24 protein-coding genes are annotated in these 26,506 nt (G+C 55.3%); 15 read left to right on the top strand and 9 right to left on the bottom strand.

All coding sequences use genetic code 11. The features are described 5' to 3' along the window. Positions 1 to 63: 63 nt before the first annotated feature. The 4 genes from LZ634_RS08845 to LZ634_RS08830 are packed head-to-tail and all read left to right on the top strand — an operon-like array spanning position 64 to position 3,809. Positions 64 to 981, top strand: coding sequence for an ABC transporter substrate-binding protein (locus LZ634_RS08845; protein WP_061279379.1), 918 nt, complete (start codon positions 64 to 66; stop codon positions 979 to 981). A 12-nt stretch (positions 982 to 993) separates the two neighbouring features. Beyond that, positions 994 to 2,148 (top strand): ABC transporter permease, encoded by a 1,155-nt coding sequence (locus LZ634_RS08840; RefSeq protein WP_234504082.1) that lies wholly within the window; start codon positions 994 to 996, stop codon positions 2,146 to 2,148. Continuing rightward, positions 2,141 to 3,088: an ABC transporter ATP-binding protein gene (locus LZ634_RS08835; RefSeq protein WP_234504079.1), complete on the top strand. Its 948-nt coding sequence runs from the start codon at positions 2,141 to 2,143 to the stop codon at positions 3,086 to 3,088. Before LZ634_RS08840 ends, LZ634_RS08835 begins: the two co-directional genes overlap by 8 nt. Continuing rightward, positions 3,072 to 3,809 carry an ABC transporter permease gene (locus tag LZ634_RS08830; protein WP_234504077.1) on the top strand — a complete coding sequence of 246 codons (738 nt, stop codon included), beginning with the start codon at positions 3,072 to 3,074 and terminating at the stop codon, positions 3,807 to 3,809. The genes LZ634_RS08835 and LZ634_RS08830 overlap by 17 nt, the downstream gene beginning before the upstream one ends. Here LZ634_RS08830 and LZ634_RS08825 read toward each other — a convergent pair. After that, entirely contained in the window at positions 3,784 to 3,897 is a 114-nt protein-coding gene (locus LZ634_RS08825) for a protein YohO (RefSeq protein WP_072129168.1), read from the bottom strand. The genes LZ634_RS08830 and LZ634_RS08825 overlap by 26 nt on opposite strands. 59 nt (positions 3,898 to 3,956) lie before the next feature. Next, positions 3,957 to 4,676, bottom strand: coding sequence for a MerR family transcriptional regulator (locus tag LZ634_RS08820; protein ID WP_234504075.1), 720 nt, complete (start codon positions 4,674 to 4,676; stop codon positions 3,957 to 3,959). 209 nt (positions 4,677 to 4,885) lie between these two features. Here LZ634_RS08820 and LZ634_RS08815 point away from each other — a divergent pair, with 209 nt between their 5' ends. The 3 genes from LZ634_RS08815 (at position 4,886) to LZ634_RS08805 (ending at position 7,867) form a co-directional block, all read left to right on the top strand. After that, positions 4,886 to 6,571, top strand: a complete 1,686-nt coding sequence (locus LZ634_RS08815) for a sensor histidine kinase (protein ID WP_234504074.1) — start codon at positions 4,886 to 4,888, stop codon at positions 6,569 to 6,571. After that, complete coding sequence (btsR, locus tag LZ634_RS08810) at positions 6,568 to 7,287, top strand: two-component system response regulator BtsR (RefSeq protein ID WP_234504073.1); 720 nt, start codon at positions 6,568 to 6,570, stop codon at positions 7,285 to 7,287. The genes LZ634_RS08815 and btsR overlap by 4 nt, the downstream gene beginning before the upstream one ends. A gap of 106 nt (positions 7,288 to 7,393) precedes the next feature. Further along, positions 7,394 to 7,867 (top strand): DUF1456 family protein, encoded by a 474-nt coding sequence (locus LZ634_RS08805; RefSeq protein ID WP_234504251.1) that lies wholly within the window; start codon positions 7,394 to 7,396, stop codon positions 7,865 to 7,867. 42 nt (positions 7,868 to 7,909) lie between these two features. Here the strand turns inward: LZ634_RS08805 and LZ634_RS08800 are convergent, their stop codons facing one another. Together LZ634_RS08800 and metG are read right to left on the bottom strand one after the other, a co-directional pair. After that, entirely contained in the window at positions 7,910 to 8,410 is a 501-nt protein-coding gene (locus LZ634_RS08800; RefSeq protein ID WP_234504072.1) for a DUF1307 domain-containing protein, read from the bottom strand. A 250-nt stretch (positions 8,411 to 8,660) separates the two neighbouring features. Beyond that, positions 8,661 to 10,697: a methionine--tRNA ligase gene (gene metG / locus LZ634_RS08795; RefSeq protein ID WP_234504070.1), complete on the bottom strand. Its 2,037-nt coding sequence runs from the start codon at positions 10,695 to 10,697 to the stop codon at positions 8,661 to 8,663. A 221-nt stretch (positions 10,698 to 10,918) separates the two neighbouring features. Here metG and apbC point away from each other — a divergent pair, with 221 nt between their 5' ends. After that, the gene (apbC, locus tag LZ634_RS08790; protein WP_234504067.1) at positions 10,919 to 12,028 is read left to right on the top strand and encodes an iron-sulfur cluster carrier protein ApbC; all 1,110 of its coding nucleotides are present in this window, start codon (positions 10,919 to 10,921) and stop codon (positions 12,026 to 12,028) included. A gap of 52 nt (positions 12,029 to 12,080) precedes the next feature. Here apbC and LZ634_RS08785 read toward each other — a convergent pair whose 3' ends face one another. Then, on the bottom strand, positions 12,081 to 12,398 hold the full coding sequence (locus LZ634_RS08785) for an RcnB family protein (RefSeq protein ID WP_234504065.1): 318 nt from the start codon (positions 12,396 to 12,398) through the stop codon (positions 12,081 to 12,083). A gap of 153 nt (positions 12,399 to 12,551) precedes the next feature. Between LZ634_RS08785 and LZ634_RS08780 the strand changes: the two genes are divergently transcribed. Then, entirely contained in the window at positions 12,552 to 13,445 is an 894-nt protein-coding gene (locus tag LZ634_RS08780) for a LysR family transcriptional regulator (protein ID WP_234504061.1), read from the top strand. A gap of 84 nt (positions 13,446 to 13,529) precedes the next feature. On the opposite strand, the gene speG is transcribed toward LZ634_RS08780, so the two are convergent. The 3 genes from speG to LZ634_RS08765 form a co-directional block, all read right to left on the bottom strand. Further along, entirely contained in the window at positions 13,530 to 14,087 is a 558-nt protein-coding gene (gene speG / locus LZ634_RS08775) for a spermidine N1-acetyltransferase (RefSeq protein ID WP_234504059.1), read from the bottom strand. A gap of 227 nt (positions 14,088 to 14,314) precedes the next feature. Then, the gene (locus LZ634_RS08770) at positions 14,315 to 15,658 is read right to left on the bottom strand and encodes an NCS2 family permease (protein ID WP_234504057.1); all 1,344 of its coding nucleotides are present in this window, start codon (positions 15,656 to 15,658) and stop codon (positions 14,315 to 14,317) included. Positions 15,659 to 15,676: 18 nt separating this feature from the next. After that, a complete protein-coding gene (locus LZ634_RS08765; RefSeq protein ID WP_414467734.1) occupies positions 15,677 to 17,458 on the bottom strand; it encodes an adenine deaminase in 1,782 nt (593 codons plus the stop codon). A 125-nt stretch (positions 17,459 to 17,583) separates the two neighbouring features. Here LZ634_RS08765 and LZ634_RS08760 point away from each other — a divergent pair, with 125 nt between their 5' ends. The 6 genes from LZ634_RS08760 to LZ634_RS08735 all read left to right on the top strand — a co-directional run bounded on the left by LZ634_RS08760 (position 17,584) and on the right by LZ634_RS08735 (position 25,334). Further along, the gene (locus LZ634_RS08760; RefSeq protein WP_234504053.1) at positions 17,584 to 18,501 is read left to right on the top strand and encodes a LysR family transcriptional regulator; all 918 of its coding nucleotides are present in this window, start codon (positions 17,584 to 17,586) and stop codon (positions 18,499 to 18,501) included. A 348-nt stretch (positions 18,502 to 18,849) separates the two neighbouring features. Continuing rightward, positions 18,850 to 19,311, top strand: coding sequence for a PTS sugar transporter subunit IIA (locus LZ634_RS08755; protein ID WP_234504050.1), 462 nt, complete (start codon positions 18,850 to 18,852; stop codon positions 19,309 to 19,311). Then, complete coding sequence (locus LZ634_RS08750; RefSeq protein WP_234504048.1) at positions 19,308 to 19,631, top strand: PTS fructose transporter subunit IIB; 324 nt, start codon at positions 19,308 to 19,310, stop codon at positions 19,629 to 19,631. Before LZ634_RS08755 ends, LZ634_RS08750 begins: the two co-directional genes overlap by 4 nt. Positions 19,632 to 19,644: 13 nt before the next feature. Beyond that, entirely contained in the window at positions 19,645 to 20,751 is a 1,107-nt protein-coding gene (locus LZ634_RS08745) for a PTS fructose transporter subunit IIC (protein ID WP_234504046.1), read from the top strand. Between the two features lie 31 nt (positions 20,752 to 20,782). Then, a complete protein-coding gene (mngB, locus tag LZ634_RS08740; protein WP_234504044.1) occupies positions 20,783 to 23,416 on the top strand; it encodes a mannosylglycerate hydrolase in 2,634 nt (877 codons plus the stop codon). 10 nt (positions 23,417 to 23,426) lie between these two features. After that, on the top strand, positions 23,427 to 25,334 hold the full coding sequence (locus LZ634_RS08735; protein ID WP_234504042.1) for a BglG family transcription antiterminator: 1,908 nt from the start codon (positions 23,427 to 23,429) through the stop codon (positions 25,332 to 25,334). Between the two features lie 50 nt (positions 25,335 to 25,384). Here LZ634_RS08735 and LZ634_RS08730 read toward each other — a convergent pair whose 3' ends face one another. Beyond that, on the bottom strand, positions 25,385 to 25,864 hold the full coding sequence (locus tag LZ634_RS08730) for a hypothetical protein (RefSeq protein WP_320673451.1): 480 nt from the start codon (positions 25,862 to 25,864) through the stop codon (positions 25,385 to 25,387). Positions 25,865 to 26,506 lie beyond the last annotated feature (642 nt).

Below are 26,506 nucleotides of genomic sequence, written 5' to 3'. Positions count from 1 at the left end.
AAAAATCGTCTACGCTTTTTTCTCAAGCGCCGTTTTTATTGAGCGCCAATAAGAGGAAAGCGTATGACGATTTTACGGGGATGGAGCGGTCCGCTGGTGCTGCTGGCGGCGGTAAGCTTGCCATTGCAGGCCGCCGAGCCGGTGAAGGTGGGTTCGAAAATTGATACCGAGGGCGCGCTGCTCGGCAATATTATTCTGCAGGTGCTGGAAAGCCACGGCGTCAAAACCGTCAATAAAGTACAGCTGGGGACCACGCCGGTGGTGCGCGGTGCAATTACCTCCGGCGAGCTGGATATCTACCCGGAATACACCGGCAACGGCGCGTTTTTCTTCAAAGATGAAAACGACCCGGCGTGGAAAAACGCCCAGGCCGGCTATGAGAAAGTGAAAAAGCTGGATGCGGAGAAAAATCATCTGGTGTGGCTGACCCCGGCGCCCGCCAACAACACCTGGACCATCGCCGTCCGTAAAGACGTGGCGGAAAAAGATAAGCTGACGTCGCTTGCCGATCTGAGCCGCTATCTGAAAGACGGCGGCACCTTTAAGCTTGCCGCTTCGGCCGAATTTATCGAACGCGCCGATGCGCTGCCCGCCTTTGAAAAAGCCTACGATTTTAAACTGAATCAGGATCAGCTGCTGTCGCTGGCGGGCGGTGATACGGCGGTGACCATCAAAGCGGCCGCTCAGCAAACTTCCGGGGTGAACGCGGCGATGGCCTACGGCACCGACGGCCCGGTGGCGGCGCTGGGGCTGCAAACCCTGAGCGACCCGAAAGGCGTCCAGCCAATCTATGCGCCAACGCCGGTGGTGCGTGAAGCGGTGCTGAAAGCTTACCCGGACCTCGACCAGTGGCTGAAACCGGTCTTTGCCAGCCTCGATGAGAAGACCCTGCAAACCCTGAACGCGAAGATTGCGGTCGAAGGGTTAGATGCCAAAAGCGTCGCCGCAGGCTATCTGAAGCAAAAAGGGTGGTCGAAGTAATCGGTTAATCGTATGCCTTATTGTTATAACCGCGTGGTGGTGCTGCTGGCGCTGATGTTGCTGGCCGCCGCCGCGCTGCCGTTCGTCAATTTTGCCCCGAACCGTCTGGTCTCGGGCGACGGCCTGTGGCTGTGGCAGGTCTGGTCCTTCCCGCCGCTGGCGCTGCTGCCAATCCCCGTGCTGTTTATCGCGCTTTGCTATTTACCCGGTCGAGCTGCAAGTCTGATTATTCTGCTGTTCGCGCAGCTTGGCTTCACCCTGCTGCTGTGGCTTGGCGGCGAGTCGGCGCATCGGCTGGCGGAAACCAGCAGTCCGCTGGCGCGCACCTCGCCCGGCAGCGGGCTGTGGCTGTCGCTGCTGCTGATGCTGCTTATCTGTAGCGACGCGATCCGTCGTCTTACCTCTCAGGCTCTCTGGCGCTGGTTGCTGAACGTTCAGCTGTGGCTGCTGCCGTGCTGGCTGCTGTGGAGCGGGGCGCTCGACGGGCTGTCGCTGCTGAAAGAATACGCCAACCGCCAGGAGACGTTCGACGATGCGCTGCATCAACATCTGACGCTCTTGTGGGGTACGCTGCTGCCGGGGCTGGTGCTCGGTATTCCGCTGGGGCTGTGGTGCTGGCGGCATCCGGGGCGTCAGTCGAGCGTGTTCACGGTGCTCAATATTATTCAAACCATTCCGTCGGTGGCGCTGTTTGGCGTGCTGATTGCGCCGCTGGCGGGGTTGGTGCAGCATTTTCCATGGCTGTCGACGCTTGGCATCGCGGGTACCGGCCTGACGCCAGCGCTGATCGCACTGGTGCTTTACGCGCTGTTGCCGCTGGTGCGCGGGGTTGTCGCCGGCATGCAGCAGGTGTCGCCGCAGGTGCTGGAGAGCGCGGCGGCGATGGGCATGGGCCGCGGACAAACCTTTTTCCGCGTCCAGCTCCCGTTAGCCTTGCCGGTGCTGCTGCGCAGCCTGCGGGTGGTGGTGGTACAGATGGTCGGTATGGCGGTGGTCGCCGCGCTGATTGGCGCCGGGGGCTTTGGCTCGCTGGTATTCCAGGGGCTTTTAAGCAGCGCGCTGGATCTGGTGCTGCTGGGCGTGATCCCGGTGATCGCCCTGGCGGTGCTGGCGGATGCGCTGTTCAGTCTCGTCACAGCCTTAATGAAAGGAGAAGCCGGTGATTGAATTTATGCAGGTGAATAAATCGTTCGCCGCCCATCCGGCGGTGAAAGACCTCTCGCTACGGCTGGAAGAGGGCGCTTTTTCGGTACTGATTGGCACCTCCGGTTCTGGAAAATCCACGACTCTCAAGATGATTAACCGCCTGGTGGAGCCAGACAGCGGGACGATCCGCTTTGCCGGGCAGGATATCCGCGAACAGCCTCTGCTGGCCCTGCGTCGCCGGATGGGCTATGCCATTCAATCGATTGGCCTGTTCCCCCACTGGACGGTGGCGCAAAACATCGCCACCGTACCGCAGCTATTAAAATGGCCGAAGGCGAAGATTAATGCGCGGGTTGATGAGCTGATGGCGCTGCTGGATCTGGACTCTTCGCTGCGCGCACGTTATCCGCACCAGCTGTCCGGCGGGCAGCAGCAGCGCGTCGGCGTGGCGCGCGCGCTGGCGGGTGACCCGGAAGTGCTGTTGATGGATGAACCTTTTGGCGCATTGGATCCGGTCACTCGCGGGGCGCTCCAGCAGGAGATGCGTCGAATCCATCAGCTGTTGGGGCGCACCATCGTATTGGTGACGCACGATATCGATGAAGCGCTGAGGCTGGCGGATAACCTTATTCTGATGGACGGCGGTGAAGTGGTGCAGCAGGGCACGCCGCTGGAGATGCTCAGCGCGCCGGGCAGCGAGTTTGCGCGCAACTTCTTTGGTCGCAGCGAACTCGGTGTCCGTTTGCTGTCACTCCGTCAGGTAGCCGATTACGCCCGGCCCGGTGAACATGCGGAGGGCGAACCGCTGGCCTCGACGCTATCGCTGCGCGATGCGCTATCCGGATTTATGGCCCAGCGGCGGACGATTCTGCCGGTGGCCAATAGCGCCGGAAGCGTGATGGGTACGCTGCATTTTGCCGATCTGCTGCGCGAGGAGCCAAGCGATGTCCCTGCTTCGTGACCCGCTATTGTGGCTGATGGTGCTGTTTGCCGCGCTGCTGATTGGTCTGCCGCACAGTGAGCCGCTGTTTCACGCGCTGTTTCCCGAGCAGCCGCGCCCGCTCTATCAGCAGGCGGGCTTTTTCGCCCTCACGCTGGCACATGCCGAACTGGTGGGGATCTCCAGCCTGCTGGCGGTGGTGATAGGGATCAGCGCTGGGGTTATCGTAACGCGTCCGGCCGGGCGAGAGTTTCGTCCGCTGGTGGAAACGCTGGCGGCGATGGGGCAGACCTTTCCGCCGGTGGCGGTGCTGGCGATGGCGGTCCCGGTGATGGGCTTCGGTGAAAAACCGGCGATAATCGCCCTGATTCTGTATGGCATTCTGCCGGTCTTACAGGGAACGTTGGCCGGGTTGGCGGCGGTTCCCGCGGCAGCTGTTACCGTTGCGGAAGGCATGGGAATGACCGGCTGGCAAAGACTGTGGAAAGTGGAGCTGCCGCTGGCGGCACCGGTTATCGTGGCCGGGGTGCGCACGTCGGTGATTGTCAATATTGGGACGGCGACCATTGCTTCAACGGTCGGCGCAAATACGCTGGGCACGCCAATCATCATTGGCCTGAGCGGATTTAATACGGCCTATGTGGTGCAGGGGGCTATGTTGGTGGCGCTGGCGGCGATTATCGTCGACCGCGCCTTTGAGCGGCTTAGCCTAAGGCTCAGCCGACACCGCCACGCACAATAAATGAATAGCCGGCGAGCATAACGCCACCGATGCCGCTAATGGCCATAAAGGCGAAAAGGACGATTGCGGCGAGTTTAGCTGACTTCATGGTGTACTCCTTTTGTTAACCAAAAGATTATACCGCGAAGCCAGGCTGTTAACGAACGATTAATTTGCCGGTAAGGCGAAGGCGGCACCGTCTTCCTGCCAGCGCGCCAGCTGCTGTTGTTGCAGGGCATTGGGCGCGGAGCCGCACCACACCAGCAGCGTTTGGCCAGGGAACAGCTCTGGCTGAATGTGACTGAGTGAGTGGGCGAGAACGTCCACGCGCCAGCCCTGTTCACAGGCGACCCAGCCTTCCAGCCATAAACGGGTCAGATCGGTGACGTTCCAGCCGACCACCAGCGCCTGCGGCCCTGATTTGCGTCGGGCCGCGGAAAGGCTCAGCGCGATATCGTTAATCAATACACCGTCGAGCAGCCCCAGCAGGGTATGCAGCGGCAGCTGCGCGCTTTGCAGGCGCAGGCGTAGCGGTGTGAAAAGGTTATCGACGAGGGTTCGTGCACTGTCGGTGCGCCGCAGTTCTTTCACCCACTGGCGCAGATGGTTGAGATTGCCATTGCGCAGATCGCGCAGCGCGATTTCCTGCTGTTCCCGCCAGCCGTCCGGCTGCTCGCAGAGCAGGTTTTTCACTTTACTGACCTGCACGCCTGTTTCAATCCAGCGCTGAATTTCGCGGATACGGTCGATATCCGCGTCGTTAAACAGCCGGTGGCCGCCGTCGGTGCGCTGGGGTTTTAGCAGCGCGTACCGTCGTTGCCAGGCGCGGAGCGTGACCGGGTTGATATCACAAAGCTGTGCCACTTCACCAATCGTATAAAGCGCCATCGTTCCTCCGGCATGCGTTCCCCCATTTAACTTTAGACTGGGTTTGCCGTACTGGCCTGCTGTGGTGATTTTTTATCCATTCCATTTCTCTATCGAATGGATAAAATGTGATCGGTAGCATTTTTTGCACTTTTTTTGCCAGGTTTCAAAGAAAGTTATGCCAACTATGTGTATGTTACGCAGTTTTATTTCTTCTGTGGTGATCGGGTATGTACGAGTTTAATCTGGTGTTGCTGCTGCTTCAGCAGATGTGCGTGTTCCTGGTTATCGCCTGGCTGATGAGCAAAACGCGGCTGTTTATTCCGCTGATGCAAGTCACCGTGCGCCTGCCGCACAAGCTGCTGTGCTACGTCACCTTCTCGATTTTCTGTATTCTCGGCACCTATTTCGGTCTGCACATTGAAGACTCTATCGCCAACACCCGTGCGATTGGCGCGGTGATGGGCGGGCTGCTGGGCGGCCCGGTGGTTGGCGGTTTAGTGGGGTTTACCGGCGGTCTGCACCGTTATTCGATGGGCGGGATGACCGCGTTAAGCTGCATGATTTCCACTATGGTGGAAGGTCTGCTCGGCGGTTTGGTGCACAGTATTCTGATTCGCCGCGGCCGCCCGGATAAAGTCTTTAGCCCGTGGACGGCGGGGGCGATTACCCTGGTCGCCGAGCTGGTGCAGATGCTGATAATTTTGCTGATTGCCCGCCCGTTCGAAGACGCGCTGCATCTGGTGCAGAGCATTGCCGCGCCGATGATGGTGACCAATACCGTCGGCGCGGCGCTGTTTATGCGCATCCTGCTGGATAAGCGGGCGATGTTTGAGAAATACACCTCGGCATTCTCGGCCACGGCGCTGAAGGTGGCGGCCTCAACCGAAGGTATTTTGCGTAAAGGATTTAACGAAGAGAACAGCATGAAGGTGGCGCAGGTACTGATTCAGGAGCTGGATATCGGCGCGGTGGCGATAACCGACCGGGAAAAGCTGCTCGCCTTTACCGGCATTGGTGAAGACCACCATCTTCCCGGCAAGCCTATTTCATCGCGCTATACGCAAAAAACCATTGAAACCGGCGAAGTGGTGTACGCGGACGGTAATGAAATGCCGTATCGCTGTTCAATTCATCCCAACTGTAAGCTGGGCTCGACGCTGGTTATCCCGCTGCGCGGGGAAAACCAAAAGGTTATCGGCACGATTAAGCTGTATGAAGCCAAAAATCGCCTGTTTAGTTCGATTAACCGTACGCTGGGAGAAGGGATTGCCCAGCTGCTGTCGGCGCAAATTCTTGCCGGGCAGTATGAGCGGCAGAAAGCGCTACTGACCCAGTCGGAGATTAAGCTGCTGCATGCCCAGGTGAACCCCCATTTTCTGTTTAACGCTCTCAATACCTTAAAGGCGGTGATCCGCCGTGACAGCGAACAGGCCAGCCAGCTGGTGCAGTATCTGTCGACGTTCTTTCGTAAGAACCTCAAACGGCCATCGGAGATTGTCACCCTGGCCGATGAGATCGAACACGTAAATGCCTATCTGCAAATCGAGAAAGCGCGATTCCAGTCGCGCCTGGTGGTGCATATGGATATCCCCGATGCGCTTTCGGGGCAACAGCTTCCGGCCTTTACGCTCCAGCCAATTGTTGAGAATGCCATTAAACACGGCACTTCCCAACTTCTGGAGGTGGGGGAAATCACCCTACGTGCCAGCCGTCAGGGGCAGCATCTGGTGCTGGATATTGAAGATAACGCCGGGCTGTATCAGCCCAACGCCCAGGCCAGCGGTTTGGGGATGAGTCTGGTCGATAAGCGTCTGAAAATGCGCTTTGGCGATGAATGCGGAATTGCCGTTACCTGCGAAGCGGACCGTTTAACCCGTGTCACCTTGCGGTTACCTCTGGAGGAGAACGCATGATAAAAGTGCTGATTGTCGATGATGAACCCCTGGCGCGGGAAAACCTGCGCGTGTTGCTGCAAACCCAGGATGATATCGACATTGTCGGGGAGTGCGCCAATGCGGTGGAAGCCATTGGTGCGGTACATAAGCTGCGTCCGGACGTGCTGTTTCTCGACATCCAGATGCCGCGCATCAGCGGGCTGGAGATGGTTGGCATGCTCGACCCGGAACATCGGCCCTATATTGTGTTCCTGACCGCTTTCGACGAGTACGCGGTGAAGGCGTTTGAAGAGCACGCATTTGACTACCTGTTGAAGCCCATTGAAGAGAAACGCTTAGAGAAAACGCTGATGCGGTTGCGTCAGGAGCGGGCGGTGCAGGATGTGTCAGTGCTGGGGGAAAACCAGCAGGCGCTGAAGTTTATTCCCTGTACCGGGCATAGCCGCATCTATTTACTACAGATGGATGATGTGGCCTTTGTTAGCAGCCGGCTGAGCGGGGTGTACGTGACCAGCGGCGAGGGCAAAGAGGGCTTTACCGAACTGACGCTGCGCACGCTGGAAAGCCGGACGCCGTTGATTCGTTGCCATCGCCAGCATCTGGTGAATATGGCGCACTTGAAAGAGATTCGCCTTGAGGATAACGGCCAGGCGGAGCTGCTGCTAAGAAATGGGCTGACTGTTCCGGTAAGCCGCCGCTATTTAAAGACCCTGAAGGAGGCGTTGGGGCTGTAATTCGTGTATACTCGTCGCGCTTCAAGTTGCCGCGGCGTTGGCTGCAACTCGAATCGCTTAGAGTATGAATTTACCCACCGCATTTTTCATTACCACCGAAGGCACTATGGTCAGTAACGATATTTTACGCAGCGTCCGCTACATCCTGAAAATTAATAATAACGATCTAGTGCGTATTTTCGCGCTGGGTGAAGCTGAAGTCACGGCGGAACAGCTGGTTCCGTGGCTGCGCAAAGAGGATGAAGAGGGCTTTGTTCGCTGCCCGGATATTCTGCTGTCGTGCTTCTTAAACGGCCTGATTTATGAAAAGCGCGGTCGTGATGAGTCAGCTCCTGCGCTGGCGGTCGATCGCCGTATCAACAACAACATCATGCTGAAAAAACTGCGTATCGCGTTTGCGCTGAAAACTGATGATATTCTGGCTATCATGACCCAGCAGCAGTTCCGCATTTCGATGCCGGAAATCACCGCCATGATGCGCGCCCCTGAGCATAAAAATTTCCGTGAATGTGGCGATCAGTTCCTGCGCTACTTCCTGCGTGGCCTGGCCGTTCGTGAGCACGCGGCGAAGGCCAAGTAACCTTACACTTCCGGGCAAACAATCGAGCTTGCCCGGGATTGATTATTTAATCTCTTCAAATCCCTGTTCCAGCATAAAGTTTTCAACACTCGCCTCGGTGAAATAGGGGGCTGAACAGTCGGTGACTATCATTCCCGGCGTTATGTTTGGCAGCCTACACAGTTCGTTAATATTGGCTCTGGTCAGGTCGATGGTCAGGCTTTCCCGTACGCGGTCTTTCGGGTATTCCACCCGCTGTGTCAATCCGGCAACTGTCTTGTATCCTTCGGCAATTTTATTCATGACGGCCTGGGCCTGCGCTTTATTATTTGCCGCCAGAATGCTGTAGGGAAACGTATCGACGGTCGTTTGGCGAAGAATGATGTTGGCTTTGAAGTAATAGGTAATATTAATTTCTAACTCGCCGATTTTTTGGCTGAACGATCTTTGCTGCTCTTGCGTAGTGGGGAGGGGCTGAGGAGCTTCTTTTTTGTCGCAGCCGACCACGCTTGCCAGCAAACCACAGACAACGATAGATATGAAAAATTTCTGCGTGGCGTGCATATGACTTCCTTTTCATCTCAAAATAGATGCCTTAAAACAGGCTGCGGCAGTATTGATGATGAAGCAGGAGAGGAAAAGGCGGATTATTCGGCGGGCGTTAGTTTTCAGAATCCATAAAGGGAAAGCGCTGCCGACAGCCGTAAAAATAGAGTAGGCCTGATAAGCGCAGCGCCATCAGACATGAAGGTGCGCGGTATTCCTGGGTTCGGGTCATAAAAAACGCTGCCGAAGCAGCGTTTTCTTATGCAGATTATTTCACCTGCTGACCCGGCTGTGCGCCGTCGTCAGGGCTTAACAGGAAGATATCCTTACCGCCAGGGCCTGCGGCCATCACCATCCCTTCCGAGATGCCAAAGCGCATTTTACGCGGCGCCAGGTTGGCGACCATCACGGTCAGACGGCCAATCAGCGGCTGCGGGTCCGGGTAAGCGGAACGGATGCCGGAGAAGACGTTACGTTTCTCACCGCCCAGATCCAGCGTCAGGCGCAGCAGCTTGTCGGAGCCTTCCACGAATTCCGCGTTTTCAATCAGCGCCACGCGCAGATCGATTTTAGCGAAATCATCAAACGTGATGGTTTCCTGAATCGGATCGTCCGCCAGCGGGCCGGTCACCGGCGTGCTGTTCAACGCTTTCACTTCTTCCTTCGACGCTTCCACCAGCGCTTCAACCTGCTTCATCTCGATGCGGTTATACAGCGCTTTGAAAGTGTTGATTTTGTGGCCAACCAGCGGCTGGTTGATAGCATCCCAGCTCAGCTCGGTATTGAGGAATGCTTCGGTACGTGCCGTCAGCTCCGGCAGTACCGGCTTCAGCCAGGTCATCAGCACGCGGAACATGTTCAGACCCATGGTGCAGATAGCCTGCAGGCCGGCGTCGCGGCCTTCCTGTTTCGCTACCACCCAAGGTGCCTGTTCATCAACGTAGCGGTTTGCCACGTCGGCCAGCGCCATGATTTCGCGGATGGCTTTACCAAATTCGCGGCTGTCCCACGCTTCGCCAATGCTTGCTGCGGCGTCGGTGAAGGTTTTGTACAGCTCAGGATCGGCCAGCTCAGAAGAGAGCACGCCGTCAAAGCGCTTGGCGATAAAGCCGGCGTTACGCGAGGCCAGGTTCACCACTTTGTTGACAATGTCAGCGTTTACGCGCTGGACGAAATCTTCCAGGTTCAGGTCGATATCGTCGATACGGGAAGAGAGCTTGGCGGTGTAGTAGTAGCGCAGGCTATCGGAATCGAAGTGCTTCAGCCAGGTGCTGGCTTTAATGAAGGTACCGCGAGACTTGGACATCTTCGCCCCGTTCACCGTCACGTAGCCGTGCACGAACAGGTTGGTCGGTTTACGGAAGTTGCTGCCTTCCAGCATTGCCGGCCAGAACAGGCTATGGAAGTAGACGATATCTTTACCGATAAAGTGATACAGCTCGGCGGTGGAGTCTTTCTTCCAGTATTCATCAAAGCTGGTGGTATCGCCGCGCTTGTCGCACAGGTTTTTGAACGAACCCATGTAGCCGATTGGCGCATCCAGCCAGACGTAGAAATATTTGCCCGGTGCGTTCGGGATTTCGAAACCGAAGTATGGCGCATCGCGGGAGATGTCCCACTGCTGCAGGCCGGATTCAAACCATTCCTGCATTTTGTTCGCCACCTGCTCCTGCAGCGCACCGCTGCGGGTCCACGCCTGCAGCATTTCGCTAAAGGACGGCAGATCAAAGAAGAAGTGCTCGGATTCACGCATCACCGGCGTTGCGCCAGAAACCACGGATTTTGGCTCGATAAGCTCAGTCGGGCTGTAGGTTGCGCCGCAAACTTCGCAGTTATCGCCGTACTGATCCGGGGATTTACATTTCGGGCAGGTGCCTTTAACGAAACGGTCCGGCAGGAACATGCCTTTTTCCGGATCGTATAACTGAGAAATTGTACGATTTTTGATAAAACCGTTTTCTTTCAGGCGGCCATAGATAAGCTCAGACAGCTCGCGGTTCTCGTCGCTGTGCGTCGAGTGGTAGTTGTCATAGCTGATATTAAAGCCCGAAAAATCAGTCTGATGCTCCTGACTCATTTCGGCAATCATCTGCTCCGGTGTAACACCTAACTGCTGTGCTTTCAGCATGATAGGGGTGCCGTGGGCGTCGTCCGCGCAGATGAAGTTGACCTGGTGGCCGCGCATTCGCTGGTAACGGACCCAGACATCAGCCTGGATGTGCTCCAGCATATGGCCGAGGTGGATGGAGCCGTTTGCGTACGGCAGTGCGCACGTTACCAGAATTTTCTTCGCGACTTGAGTCATAGTGGGTATTACTTCTTCTGTTGCAAAAAGGGCTTTTGATATTACCAAAAGGGTGGTGGGTGCGCCATATATGGATGCCCGTTAGCTGTGGTAGACTTAGGCGTACTGAAAGCAAATATACTCGTCGTCTTTCAATTTGTTGGTACGTTGGCTGCATTCGCGTATTTGCCGCCTTCCTGCAACTTGAAATCCTTAGAGTGTCAAACAACAAAGGAGTCGGGATGAACTCAGAATCCCAGGCCAAATCCCCTGAGCGTTTACGTGCGATGGTGGCCGGCACGCTGGCGAATTTCCAGCACCCAACCCTGAAACATAACCTCACCGCGCTGAAAGCGCTGCACCACGTCGCCTGGCTTGACGACACCGTGCACATCGAATTGCAGATGCCGTTTGTCTGGCACAGCGCCTTTGAAGAATTAAAAGAGCAAACCAGCGCGGAACTGCTGCGGGTGACCGGGGCGAAAGCCATCGACTGGAAACTGTCGCACAGCATCGCCACGCTGAAGCGCGTGAAAAATCAGCCGGGTATCAACGGCGTTAAAAACATTATCGCAGTGAGCTCCGGTAAAGGCGGGGTGGGTAAATCCTCTACCGCCGTGAACCTGGCGCTGGCGCTGGCTGCGGAAGGCGCCAAAGTGGGCATCCTCGATGCCGATATCTACGGCCCGTCAATCCCGAATATGCTGGGCGCTGAAAACCAGCGTCCAACCTCGCCGGATGGTACCCACATGGCGCCGATTATGGCCCACGGCGTGGCCACCAACTCCATTGGTTATCTGGTGACCGACGATAATGCGATGGTCTGGCGTGGCCCAATGGCCAGCAAGGCGCTGATGCAGATGCTGCAAGAGACGCTGTGGCCGGATCTCGATTACCTCGTGCTCGACATGCCGCCGGGCACCGGTGACATTCAGCTGACGCTGGCGCAGAACATCCCTGTGACAGGCGCAGTGGTCGTCACCACGCCGCAGGACATTGCGCTGATCGACGCCAAAAAAGGCATCGTGATGTTCGAGAAAGTGGAAGTGCCGGTGCTGGGTATCGTGGAAAACATGAGCATGCACATTTGCAGCAACTGCGGTCACCATGAGCCTATCTTTGGCACCGGTGGTGCGGAGAAGCTGGCGGAGAAATATCATACCCAGCTGCTGGGTCAGATGCCACTGCACATCAATCTGCGTGAAGATCTGGATAACGGCACCCCAACGGTGGTGGCGCGTCCGGACAGCGAGTTTACCGAGATTTATCGTCAGCTGGCGGGTCGCGTAGCGGCGCAGCTGTACTGGCAGGGTGAAGTCATTCCGAGCGAGATTGCCTTCCGCGCGGTATAACCGCGAAAAAGAAGAGGCCCGCAGGACGCTGAGTCCTGCGGGCCTTTATTCGTTAACGATGGTAGAAAATTTCACCGTCGTAGATTTTGCTGATTTTACCGTCGGCATCACCAATCAGTACATAGTTGCCGCCCATGTACGTCCAGTGTGTACCGGCATCCGGTGCCGGCAGATTACGCAGCTGCCACTGTTTGATATTGTACTCTGGCGTCAGGTACATCGCCGGGGCGTTATCGCCAATCTTGAATTGCGTGAAATCGGCAATAAACTCTTTGAGTTCATATTTTGCGATTCCGGTTGCTGGCGCTGCCCAGGCAGCACTCGCCGTAGCCAACAGTACGCCCAGAAGCATCATTTTTGTTTTACGCATACTATCCCCATTTTGTCCTGGATATAAAATTATCGCCCCGTATGATTCCTGATGGGCAGGCTCGATGGCAAGCGCTGCTTTCTTAAAAAATGTAAGCAAACGGCGGTAGCCCCTATTTTGAGGATTATTCTGCCCCGTCTTTGAGGAGCCTTTATGTTCAGGCTGGAAGATTTAACCCTGTTCGTCCGCGCCGCCGCCCTTAGCAGTTTTAGCGAGGCGGCACGCGAGGCAAGTATCCCCCCGGCGCAGGTGAGCTCGGCGATTAAACGGCTGGAGACGGCGCTGAATATTCGCCTGTTTGCCCGCTCGACCCGCAGCCTGCGCCTGACGGTTGAAGGGGAGACCTGGCTGCCGTTTGCCGTGCAAATGCTCGATACGCTGCAAAACGGGCTGCAACAAATCCATACCCCGGATGATGAAGTGCGCGGCACGCTGCAAATTGCCGTGCCGTCGGACCTCGGGCGTAATCTGCTGCTCGATGTTTTTCGCCGCTTTCGCGAACGCCACCCGGCGCTGCGGCTGCGTATTTTGTTCTCCGATCATCGCACCGATGTCTTTAAAGACCCGGTGGATGTGGCATTTCGCTACGGTGACAACGACGACGCGTCGTTTGTATCGCTGCCCGTTGCCCCGGAAAATCGCCGCGTGCTGGTGGCCTCTCCGGCGTGGGTAGCCCGCCACGGCGAGCCGAAAACGTTGGCCGATCTCGAAAAATGCAACGCGCTGACCTACGTGCTGCGCGGCAGCGTATTTGACCGCTGGTCGCTAAGCCGGGACGGCGTGGAACATCAGGTGCAGGTATCCGGCACGATTACCAGCGATGACGCAGAGGTTATCCGTCGGCTGGCGATTGCCGGAGAAGGGATTGCCTTTAAGTCGGCGCTTGATGTCAGCGACGATCTGCGGGAAGGGCGGCTACAGGTGCTGTTGCCAGACTACAAAGGCGATAAGGTACCGCTGAATATGATTTGCCCGCACCGTAAGCAGCTCTCCGCCGCGGTGCGCCTGCTGTATGAAGAGGTGAAGGCACGCTGCGTGAACGAATAACACCGGTGTCCTATTGCCCGGCCGGATCCAACCGGCTGGGCAATGTCTCTTCAGGCGTCGACGCGAATACTATCGGAGCCGAAATTACTGCGCCGTCGGTTTCAATATCCCGCCCGTCGTTTTGTTATGTTCCAGATATTGCTGCTGGAAAATACACATTCTTATCGTGTTACGGTATTCGCCGTTAACGAAAAACTCATGGATTAATTCCCCTTCCTGAATAAAGCCAAGCTTACGATAAATATGGACCGCCTTGGCGTTCTCTTTATCAACGATAAGATAGAGCTTATAGAGATTCAGTACGGTAAAGCCGTAATCCATGGCCATCTTCGCCGCGCGGCTTGCCAGGCCTTTACCCTGGAATTCCGGCGAGATGATAATCTGAAACTCGGCGCGTCGATGGATATGGTTGATTTCAACCAGTTCCACCAGCCCCGCATTGTTGCCATTAAAGGTCACAACAAAACGGCGCTCGCTCTGATCGTGGATGTGTTTATCATAAAGATCGCTCAGCTCTACAAACGCTTCGTAGGGCTCTTCAAACCAGTAACGCATCACGCTGGCATTATTATCAAGCTGATGTACAAAGCGTAAGTCTTCGCGCTCAAGGGGTCTTAGTTTAACTTCCGAACGTTCTGACATGGTATTTCCTATCATTAATTACAGCCTGAAAATATATTATCTGCTGATAGGCGAAAACATCCAGAATTTTAAAATCATTACATTCTCGCCTTGAACATAAAACAGATATTCGCAGGATCAGGGCGAAAAAAAACTGCCTCACACCACTCTGGACGGTTTACCCGCCAGGGAGGAATGAGGCAGCTTATTCAGAGACTTTCAGCTAGCCAGCCCGTAAGCGGGATAGGCTAGTGTCTTACCAGCGTGGCGAAGTAATAGACCAGCGGAATGGCAAGGATCCACAGGCCAATGGGGATTTCGCGCCACTTCCCGGCAATGGTTTTAATCACGATATAGAACAGCAGGCCGCCGGCAATCCCGGTACCAAAGCTGTTAGCAATCAGGGTAATCATCACCATCATCAGTACCGGCAAACCGTCGGTGAAGTTGGCTAAATCAACCTTACGCAGCCCGCTGAACATATTCAGGCCAATCAGAATCAGCGCAGGTGCGGTGGCTTCTTTGGGGATCATCAGCGCGACCGGGGTGAACAGCAGCATCAGCAGGAACATCACCGCTGCCGCCAGCGCCGTCAGGCCGGTTTTGCCGCCCGCTTCCGCCGCCGCAGAGGATTCAATCAGCGCGGTAGCGGCCGGAATGCCCAACCATGGGCCGACGGCGGCGGCAATCGAGTCCACCATAAACGGGCGGTTGATGTGCGGCATATTGCCTTCTTCATCCAACAGGCCCGCTTCGCCGCCCACCGCCAGGGTCGTCCCCATGGTGGAGAAGAACTCCGAGGCGAAGAACACGAACAGGAACGGCAGGAAGGCGATATTGAGCGCGCCCAGCATATCAATCTGCCCCAGTACCGGCGTTAATGAATGCGGTGCATCAATAAAGTGGCTTGGCAGACGCGTCACGCCCATCGGAATACCGACCAGCGTGGCGAACAAAATGGCCCACAAAATGGCTCCCGGAATACGACGAGCCTGCAGCGCAATGGCAAGGAACAGCCCGCACAGCGCCACCAGCGCGCCAGGCGCGAGGAAATCGCCCAGCATCAGCGAGTTGGTTTTGGCGTTTGCCAGCACCAGACCGGCATTACGAAAACCGAGGACCGCCACGAACAGGCCGATGGAGGCCGTTAGCCCGAGCTTTATCGACTGGGGAACCGAACGGGTCACCACTTCGCGCAGACCGAATTTGGTCAGCAGGAAGAACAGAATCCCTGACCAGCAGGCGATGCCGAGGCCAATCGGCCAGCCGATGTGTTCGCTGCCCGCCAGCGTCACGCCGACCAGCACCGAACCGCCGATACCTGGGCCGACGATAAACGGCAGGTTGGCATAAAATGCCATCAGCAGCGTGCCGCCGACAAACACCAGAATGGTGCCGGTGGTGGCCGCGCCTTTATCCATCCCGCCCACGGCCAGCAGGCCCGGAATGACAACTAACAGATAGGCGGCAGCGAGAAAGCCGGTGACGCCAGCCAGACATTCAGTGCGCAGCGAACTGCCGCGCGAAGAGAGCGCAAAACGGCGTTCCAGCCAGCTCCCGGAGGTTGTTGATTGAAGGGTGTTATCGGCCATTGCGTGGCGCTCCCATGATTATTGTTGTGTGGTGTGTTGTGACGAAATGACCGGATCGACAATCTGTCGCGTGGTGCCGTCGGTCAGCCCTAAATCGGTTAAATGCGGCCCGGCGTTACAGGCAAGGCAGGTGCCTTCAATGGCTTTAAATACGCGGTACGGCGGCTCCCAGTCGGCCACTTCCGCGCTTAAATCGCGCAGCTTGCGGAACGCGGCTGCCAGCTCTGCGGGTGGCTGGTCGGAAAGCATGCCGGCAATCGGCATCGCCACGTGGGCCAGGATCTGCTGATTTTGCGCCAGCGCCATGCCACCGCCGGAGGCGATCAGCTGATTTGCCGCCAGCGCCATGTCATCGGCGTTGCGCCCCAGCACCACCAGATTGTGCGAGTCGTGCGAGTAGCTGGTGGCAATCGCGCCGCGCAGTTCGCCCCAGCCTTCTAACAGTGCAATCTGCGGTTTGGCTTCGTGGCGACCGTGACGGTGTTTCACCCAGATAAGGCTAAAGCCCGCGGGGATTTGTACTTTGCCGTCGCGGATCTCTACATCCACTTCACCCCATTGGGTAAAACGCGCGCCGCGAATGTGGCGCAAACGGGCGACGCCGTGGTCGATATCAGCCACGCGTAGCGCAAAATCACCGGCGCTGAGTGGCGCTAAGCGCAGGGTATCACGCGGTGGCGTCACGCCGTCGGCGGCCGCAATTGGCGTCAGTAGCTTACCGTCACGGGCAATTTGCTTACCGGCGACATACACGGCGCGCGCCTCAAGTTTATCCAGCGAGTCAAAGACCACCAGATCTGCGCGACGCCCGGCGGCAATCAGCCCCAGGTCGTTACGCTGCAGGCGGATAGCGGCGTTGAGCGTGGCGAAGCGCAGCACGTCGGTGGCGTTGAGGCCGTGCTCAATCAACAGATTCAGCAGGGCGATAATGCCGCCTTTTTCCAGCAGCATGTCCGGCGGCACATCGTCGGTGCAGACGGTGATTTGTGAGGAGAGGTGCGGCAGCGTTTTCAGCGCTTTGACGATATCCGGCAGCAGGTAAGGATGCGAGCCGCGGATCTCTAAGGTTAACCCGGCGCGCAGTTTTTCCAGCGCATCGTCGGCAGACGTCAGTTCGTGATCGGAGGTGACGCCCGCTGCGAGGTAGGCTTGTAGATCGGCGCCGCTCAGGCCGCGCGCGTGCCCCTCAATCAGCTTGCCGCTGTTGAGCCCGGCCTGCACGATCTCCTGCATGCGGCAGCTGCCGTGGAGAACGCCGTGCATGTCCATCACTTCCGCTACGCCGCGCACTTCCGGCCAGCCGAGCATGGTTTCCATTTCCGCACCGGCAAAATCGGCGCCCGACATCTCCAGCCCCGGCGTTGACGGCACGCTCGATGGTGCCGCCACCATCACCTGTAACGGCAGATGGCGGCTGGCTTCCACGGCGTAGCGCACGCCAGCCACGCCCAGCACGTTAGCGAGTTCGTGCGGATCCCAGAAGACGGCGGTGGTGCCCTGTGCCAGCACGATTTCGGCGTAGCGCTCCGGCGGCAGGTGTGAGCTTTCGAGGTGAACGTGGGTATCCATCAGCCCCGGGGAGAGGAATACGCCCGGCAGAGAGTGATACTCGAGCGCATCATTCCGGCTGCCGCGCGGATGGACGCTGGCAATCATATCGCCAACAATGCCGACATCGGCGTCACGGATTTCACCGGTGGCCATATCAACGATTTGGGCATCGGTAAGCAGAAGATCGAACGGAACTTCACCGCGGGCGGCCTGGACGGCGCGGCGGCGGTTTTCAGCATTGCTGGACATAACAACTCCGGCGCAGGGATAATGAGCGCTACTTTAGGGGCAGAGCAAACGGTTGCCCAGATGAATAAATTTATCACCCGATAACTTCGACTTATTCTGGGTGAATGTCTCGAGTGAAGCTCAACATGACCGAACCCTGGCAGCGGCTGCCCGCGCTCTCGCTAAAACAGTTGCAGTATTTTGTCACGCTGGCGCAGCTGCGTCACTTTACCGATACCGCTAACCGTCTGGCGATTAGCCAACCGGCGCTCAGCAGCGCGCTGCGGCAAATTGAAACGGTGATCGGCGGCAAGCTGGTCAACCGTACCGCCTCGGCGGTGACGCTCACCGAGCTGGGGGCGGCGATTCTCCCGCATGCCCAGCGCGTGCTGAGCGTGGCGCAGATGGCGTTTGAGGATATCGAGCAGATCGTGGAAGCGGGCGGCGACGGCACGGTGCGTATTGGGCTCATTCCGTCGGTCAGTTCGCTGCTGTTTCCGCTGCTGCCGGAGGCTCTGGCGCAGGCGTTTCCGCGTCTGCGGGTCGAGTTTCACGACCGGACCAACGATGCGCTGGCCCGCGACCTGCAAAGCGGCCAGATTGATTTTGGCGTTGGGGCAATTGACAGTTCTCTGCCGGAAGAACTTCAGCTTTTCCCGCTGCGTGAAGACCCGATGGTGGCGGTGCTGCACGTCGACGATCCGTTGGGCGGTCAGCCACATCTGCCGTGGAAGCTGCTGGCAGGGCGCGATATCGCCATGTTCTCGAAAGGCAATATTCAGCGTCTGGTCGGCGCGCTGGTCGAAAGCCAGCGGCTGACGCTCAATACCCGCTATCAGGTGGATTATATCGAAACGCTGTACGGGCTGGTGCGCTCAAAACTGGCGGTGGGTATTTTACCGCAGCTTTACACCACCCATTTGCAGGACCCGGCGCTGCGGGTTGCCCAATTGCAACAGCCCGCGCTGACCCGAACCGTGGCGCTGATGCGCGGTCCGCAGTCGTTGCCGCCGATGATTGAAGCGTGCTTCGCGCTGTTGCAAAAGCAGCTACGTGAGGGCTAGGTGGCGTAAGTTTTTCCGGCGAGAATCGGGCCAACGATGCATCGCCGCTATTAGCTGTTACCTCTTTCAATATTCCCCCGTGTTTTAATGGTCAGAGCCAACGCAAATGTGGCGGCCTTAACAAATTTCATCTTTTTTACCTTTGGCTGCTCGGCCAAATAAGTATGAAAGTCATCACAAAACTTCGCCCTTTTATGAACTCGCTCGCTCTTTTATCGACGTTATAGAAGACGTTTCCTCCTGTGAGCGGAAACGGGCTGTCTGTTTGTCGCCGTAATAAGGCTTAGTATCAGCTCAACCTAATTACGGTGTTATCCCAGCTAGCCGCTGGGGATAAGGGAGACAGCCATGCTCATTGCTCGGGAAAATATTTTTCTCAACCAAAGCTTCAGCGATAAACAATCCGTTTTCCGTTTTCTGGCCAGCCACGCGGTAAAACAGGGTTGGGCCGAAAACGCGCAGAAAATTGAAGCGGATCTCTGGGAACGAGAAAATCAATACTCTACTGGCTTCGAAAATCAGATAGCCATTCCACACGCTAAAACGGCCAATGTTTCTCATGCGGGGATTATCTTTATTCGCCTGCAGCAGCCGATTGCCTGGGAGAGTCTTGACGATCAGCCGGTACAAATTATTTTTGGTCTATTGGTGCCTGAGGCCGGTGCCAAATTATTGCATTTACAAATTATTAATAGCCTCGCAAGCCAAATCGTTGACGACGAATTCAGAGATCGGTTGTTCGCCGCGAACGATGAAGATGAGTTATTTCAATTTATGCAATCGCGCATCGAGATTGAGGAGCAGATATGAATATTGTCGGGGTGACATCTTGTATTGCTGGCCTGGCCCATACGCCGATGGCGGCGAAAATGCTGGAAAAAGAGGGCAAACGGCTGGGGCATCGGGTCAAAATTGAACAGCAGGGAGCCATGGGCATCATGGATCGTATTTCTGCGCAGGACATTGCCGAGGCTGATTTTGTGCTGATCGCCGCCGATCGCACCATTGAGGAAGAGGAGCGTTTTGCCGGGAAAACCATTATCCGGGTCAAGATTGGACAATGCGTCAGCCACGCAGCGGATGTGATTACCAAATGCGTGGCAGCGGTCGAGTCTCGTCGCAATAAATAACATGGGTGATGTCATGAAAAAGATAATGATAGACCTGAAAAACCATGTAATGACCGGGATCTCTTATGCTTTACCGGTGATTATTGCCGGTTCCCTGATGGTCGCCGTGGCTAAAATTATTGGCCTTGCCGTCGGCGAGCCCAACCTTGATGCCTTTGCCAAAAGCAGCGGCCTGATGAACTGGCTGTTCCTGACTCAGGATGCTGGCTTCAAGATTATTGGTTTAATGAACTACGTGCTCGGCGCGTACGTCGCTTATTCAGTTGCAGGGAAAAAAGGGCTCGCCGCGGGGTTTACCTCTGGTCTGATTGCCTCGCTCACCGGTTCGGGTTTCCTTGGTGCGGTGGTGGGTGGTCTGCTAGCCGGTTATTCTTCGGAGTGGGTGGCGAGTAAAATTCGCATTACCGGTTCAGCCTCCAGTTCGGTACCGCTAATTATTCTGCCGTTTATTACCGTGGGCTTGCAGGTACTGATAATGCTGCTGCTGCTCGGTGATGTGCTGAGCTGGATCAATACCGAATTGATGGCCTGGGTAAAGCGAATGACCGAAGACGGCACCAGCACGGTATTGCTGGCGGCGGTATTGGGCGGGATGATCTGTTTTGATCTGGGAGGCCCGGTCAACAAGGCGGCATGGGGAACGGCGAATGTCCTGTTTCTTAACGGCGTTTACCTGCCCGCGATTCTGGTCAATGTGGCCATTATTATTCCGCCGTTAGGCTACGCCGCTGCTCGCTTTCTACGGCCCAACAATTTTAACCAGACGCTCAAAGAGGCCGGTAACGGCGCGGTGATTATGGGCATCCTGGGTATTTCTGAAGGAGCTATTCCATTTACCCTGCGAAACCCGGCACGCCTTATTCCGGTGAATGTCGTGGCTGGAGCGCTGGGCGCGGTGACGGTGGCGCTGTTTAAAGCTTATCCCATTATGCCGCCGCTGGGCGGGCTCTATGGTGGTTTTACCGTAGGACATCCGTGGGCTTATTTCCTCGGCGCACTGGTTGGCACTGCGATTATCGCGCTCGGCGCGAATATCCTGGTGGACTTTAACGATGAAGAACCGCGGGATAAATCCACGACGCCAACGTCCGACGAAGAGATTGAAATTAAATTCGACTAAATAGATGCACTTTGCGTGGGGGAGTTGTGGGATGAAAGAGAAAGTGGTCCATATTTATAGCCATACTCACTGGGATCAGGAGTGGTATTTTACTTCATCGCGTTCGCGTATTTATCTCTTTAATCACGTGAAGAATGTTATTCGCGTGCTGGAGAATGACGATGATTTTTCCTGCTATCTGTTGGATGCGCAAAGTGCATTAATTGAAAGTTATTTGCAATGGGCACCGGAAGATAAAGAGCGGCTGTATGCGTTAATTGCTGCCGGACGTTTGCTAACTGGGCCATGGTACACGCAAACAGACCAACTGGTTATTCACCAGGAGTCGGTGGTGCGCAACCTGTGGTACGGCATGAAAATAGCCCATGATGCCGGGAGCGCAATGGCGCTTGGCTATGTTCCGGACTGTTTTGGTCAGGGCGGTAATATGCCGCAGATTTATACCCAGTTTGGCATTCACCACGCGCTGTTCTGGCGTGGCATTGCCGATAACACCCTGCATGAGACGGAGTTTTGTTGGCAGGGGGATAACGGCGATAAGGTTTTCGCCGTACAGATGCCGTGGGGCTACCATTATGGCGGCCTGTTGGATGAAACAGCGGAAACCATGGCGGCATTTTTAAACGAAAAAATGGCGCCGATTGAAGCCCGCAGCGCCCGCAAAAATCTGCTGTATCCACACGGTTTCGACCAGGCGCCAGTGCGTGAAAATCTGCCGGAATTAGTTGCCCGGTTTAACGCCTGCGATAGCGCTCGTCACTATCAGATTGCTAGCCCGTTCGATTTTGTCACCGCATTAGAGCAAGAGACGGCAGGCGATGTGCGGGTGCTGCAAGGCGAGTTGACCGAAGGAAAACACTCGCGGGTACATAAGACGATATTCTCCTGCCGGGCCGATTTAAAGCTGCTCAATAATGAGATTGAGGCGCTGTTGGTCAATACGCTTGAGCCGATTCTGGCCATCAGTCGCAGCCTGGGGCATGACTACCCGGCGAGAATTATCGCTGATATCTGGAAGCTGATGTTTTTCAATGCGGCGCACGACAGCATCGGCGGCTGTAACAGCGATGATACCAACCGGGATATCGCGGCTCGCTATAAGCAGGCGCGAGATCTGGCGATAAACCTGCTGGAGCTGCACACCCGGCAAATTGCCATCCGCACGCCATGCGAACACGATTACCGTTTGACGGTATTCAACCCGCTCACCCACGCGGCGACGCCGCAGATAACTTTCGAAGCCTGGCTGCCCGGTTTGCCGTTTACCCTGCGGGATGCGGCGGGCCACGCCATCCCTTATGTGATTGAAGAGCAAACGGATCTGACGGACTATGTGCTGAACCAGACTATTCGGCTTAATCCGGGTAAACCTTACGTCAAACCACCGCGGGTCTATCGTAGCAAAGTCACGGTCAACAGCAGCGCTTTACCCGCGTTGGGCTACACCAGCTGGCATCTGGATTTCAGCGCCAATGGCGAAAGCGAGACGCGCCGCGACGGCCTGCCGTCTATTGAAAATGCGTTCTATCGTATTGATGTTGAAAAAAATGGCTTACTGACCATTACCCATAAACCGAGCGGTAAGCGCTATGAACGGCAGATGTTGCTGGTGGAAAACGGCGATGACGGCGATTCCTATAATTATTCGCCGCCGCGCAAGGATCTGTGGGTGACTTCAGAGCATTGCCTGATTTCGAACGCGAGGGAGATCAATGCGTTAAAGCAAACGCTAAATCTGAACTATGCCCTCAAGGTTCCGGGCGATTTAGCTGCGCGGGCGCAGGGAATAACCGATGGTCTGATGCCGGTGGCGGTCACGGTGACGCTCCAGCAGGATGCGCTGATTCGCTTTACGGTCGAGGTCGATAATCAAGTGCTTAGTCATCGCCTGTGCGTGCATTTTGCTACCGATATTTTGGCCAATGTCTCCTATGCGGATCAGCTGTTTGGCGTGGTGACTCGGCCGGTACAGCTCAGCAACGCGCTGCGGGTATGGGAAGCTGAGAACTGGCACGAGAAGCCGATTGCCATGGAGCCGATGCAGAGCTACGTCAATCTGCATGATGACAGCCACGGTTTTACCCTGCACACCAACGGGGTCCGTGAGTACGAAATTGTTGGCGATAACTTCGATACCCTTGCCGTGACCTTGTTCCGCTCGTTTGGCTACATGGGTAAAGCGGATTTGCTCTACCGTCCAGGAAGGGCTTCAGGCGAGACGGTCGTTGCCACACCGGATGCGCAGTTGCTGGGGACGCTCTCCTTCAGCTTCGGCTGGCATATTGACCACGGCAGGTTTGATGATGCTCAGCACGCGAAAATCTCAAAAGCGTACCTGACGTCGTTCCCGGTATATCAGGACAGTGACTTCCTGAATGGCCGCCTGCGGTTTTGTTTGCGCGATGAGGCGCGTATTTATCCAGCCCAATACAGCTTGCAGTCGCTGCCTGATACGCCGCAGGATGCACAGCTGAGCGTGGTCAAATGTGCCGAGAATGGGGAAGGGCTGATTTACCGTTTCTATAACCCGAACCTGGAGACCGTTGTGACGATACCCGCGCTGGATAAGGCTCGCTGCGTGCTGCTGGATGAAAAGACCCCGGCTGCGGAAAGAACGGTGCTCAAGCCAAATGATCTACAGACCCTGTACGTTGACATGACCTGAAGAGAGAAAGATGAGACTGTTCACCAATAAGCGCGTCAGAGATATCTTTATCCATATTGCTCAGGGCACGGCCACCCAGGTGTCACTGGCAAAAGCGATGAATGTCTCTACCAGAACCATCCGTAGCGACCTTAAAGCGCTAAGCGATATTCTTGCCGACGCCGGGAACAGTCTTATCTACGATCGCAAGAAAGGCTTTTTTATTCAGGTGGATAATCCTGAAAGCCATCATCATTTGCTTGAACAGTCCCAAAAACCGTGGATAGAAACGCGCTCCACCGCTGAACGCCGTCGCGCACTGCTGACGGCGCTGCTGCGCCAGGATGGCGAGGTGGAGCTTGAGACGCTGGAGTCGACGTGGTTTATCAGTATCTACACCCTGCGCAACGATATTGCACTGCTCAGGCGTCACTTTGATCTCTATGGGATTGTGATTCACAGCGAAAAAAACGACCGCTTTCGGCTGCAGGGCAGTGAAATTGCCTTACGACGCTGCCTGTACGATATTTTACTGCGTGCCAGAGAGGCTGATAAGGATGACTATGCGCTGTTTGATACGCCGGTTGAGATTGCTGAAATCAAACAAGCGTTGAGCCGCTACATTGTTGAACACGGGCTGACGGTCAGCGATGTGAATCTGCGTTTTCTGGCGCTTATCTGCGGGATCAGCGTGCAGAGAATGCTGCGCGGCAACTGGCTGTTGGACTATCAATTTGACGCCTGCGATCCTCGCTTAAAACAGGTCGCCGGTGATATTTCCCAGCTACTCTCTTCGGGGAGTGCCGCGATACCGCAAAGTGAAGTGGACTATCTGGCGATGAACCTCGCGGCGTTCTGCTCTCATCCTAACGACGCTGCGCCAACGCCGGAGCCCTGTGCCGCCGAACAGGCGGTGATGAACCATTTCCTCAGCTACGTCAGCGCGTCGTGGTTTTGCGACGTGTTTTACGATGAACCATCACGCGCTAGCCTGCTTAACCATATTAAAGCGATGCGCATTCGGGTGAATAACGGCATTACCATTATCAACCCGCTGATTGAACAGATTAAGCGTCATTATCCGCTGATGTATGAGATGACACTCGCCGCGTTTAGCGAGCTGGAACATTTTTTTTCCGGCCCGATCAGCGACGATGAGATTGGCTACCTGGTGATGCATATCGGGGCCATTCTTGAGGAAACGCAACTCGAAAATGCTGATAATCGGCTGAGCGCACTGGTCGTGAGCGAGCAGGGGACTGCTTCCACCCGCCTGGTGTGCCAAAAAATTACCCGCATGTACCCGCATCTGACCATTACGCGCAGCGTATCGGTAGAACAATACAAAGCCCTGGAAAGCGTTGATGAGCGAATTGTCATTAGCCTGGTGGCGGTGGAGGAGAAAAATCGCAAGGTGATTCACCTGCCGCCGCTCCCGGAACGCTGGCAACTGGAGAACATGAAGTACTTCCTGAACCCGCAAACACCGCCACCGGAAGCCATGGTGAACTATTTCTCCGCGGATCATTTCTTTATTTTTGCGAACCAGACGCACAGTAAAGCGTCGTTGCTGCCATTCCTGTGCGCGCAGCTTGCACGGCAGGGACGCGTGGACGAGCACTATCTGGATTCGGTGCTGGAGCGTGAAAATCGGGCGTCGACGCTGCTGGATGACAAGATTGCTATTCCCCATCCGCTAGGGCTGGTGGCGTTAAGTACGATGGTGACGGTGGCGGTATTCCCCGACGGTATCGAGTGGGATGCGGGAAAAACCGTGAAGCTGGTCTTTATGCTGGCGGTCAGCGAGGACGCATTCGTGGATAGCATGCTGATTTACGACTATCTGACCAATATTCTGGACGATGATGTCATTGAGGCTTTAAGCCAGTGCGGTGATTACGCGGAATTTATGGCGTTATCGCAACGGTATTTTTTATAGCTGGCGGGGGCGTGTAAAAAGGGGGCGCAATGCCCCCTTTATAAATCAGATTATTTCTGGGTAACGGTCAGCATACCATTATCGCGGCTATGGGCTTTATTCCACGAGGCGCTTTCGATACCTTCTGCATTCATACTGACGGAGATAGTGTAGCCTGCACCGTGAATTTCATAGAAATTCGCATTAATGCGCTTCACCGTCGCTTTTTTACCGTTAACGGTGGCGGTGAAAAAGCCATTAGAAAGGGTGGCTTTCAGTACGTTAGAGGTGAGGATCGCTTCACGCATAGGATCGGCTACGTGCGCCGCCTGAGCGTGCTGCTCGGCGGTGGCGTTAGCGGCGTTAGCATAGGCGGCCGAAAGGGCGGCATTATTTATACCCTGCTGTCGGTTCTGCTCAGATAAATAGCATGTGTCTTTTGAAACACCTTGTGCTTCACATGCTGCCATTCGTTGTGCTGGGGAACTGCAGCCAGCAAGAAATACGGTACTCACCAGCCCCGCTAACACCATCAATTTTACTTTCATCATTAACCTTATTTATTACTGAACATGTCCAGAATTATCGTTGACGCATTCTCATTACTATTTTTGTGGAAAAAAGAAATTAATTCATTTTTTCTGGTGCTATTACAGATTACTGTCGCTGGAGGTTATCGATGTCATATATTAGATACGACAACGATAAAAAACGGCGCTAGCAACCAATGCAATTGAGGCAATCGCATCAGCAATAATGAGTTTGAACATTGGCTATCTATCAGTGCGGCAAACTTAACCTGTTTGCTTTTTTTATAACGCGAAGCAACTATCAGGCAAGTCGACTATGCAGATCTTGATTTAGATCATGCATGGAATCGAAAGCTAAAGAGGGTATTTTAAAAATGATGATTATTGTTATTTGTCTTATTAAACAATCAGTTAGTTATGTTTTGATGGTTTCTATTGAATGAGAATTAATTTTGTTTGAAAGAACTTCTGGTCTTTATTCTGGTGGAGTTTAATGATTTTATTCGATTTTTTATTTCCTCTGTCTGTTATTTGATCACCCGAAGGTGAGTTATTCTATCTTTCGAATGAAAGAATTAACTCAAGGGGTAGATTTTTCTTAAATTACTATTGTTAATTAATAATTAAATATTGGTTTGATTAACTCATGAAGATGATTAAATT

Source organism: Kluyvera intermedia (assembly GCF_021440345.1).
In the GTDB taxonomy this organism is placed as follows: Bacteria; Pseudomonadota; Gammaproteobacteria; order Enterobacterales; family Enterobacteriaceae; genus Kluyvera; species Kluyvera intermedia_A.
The sequence above is the reverse complement of the archived record's forward strand: the minus strand, read 5'-3'. Positions and strand labels throughout refer to the sequence as shown.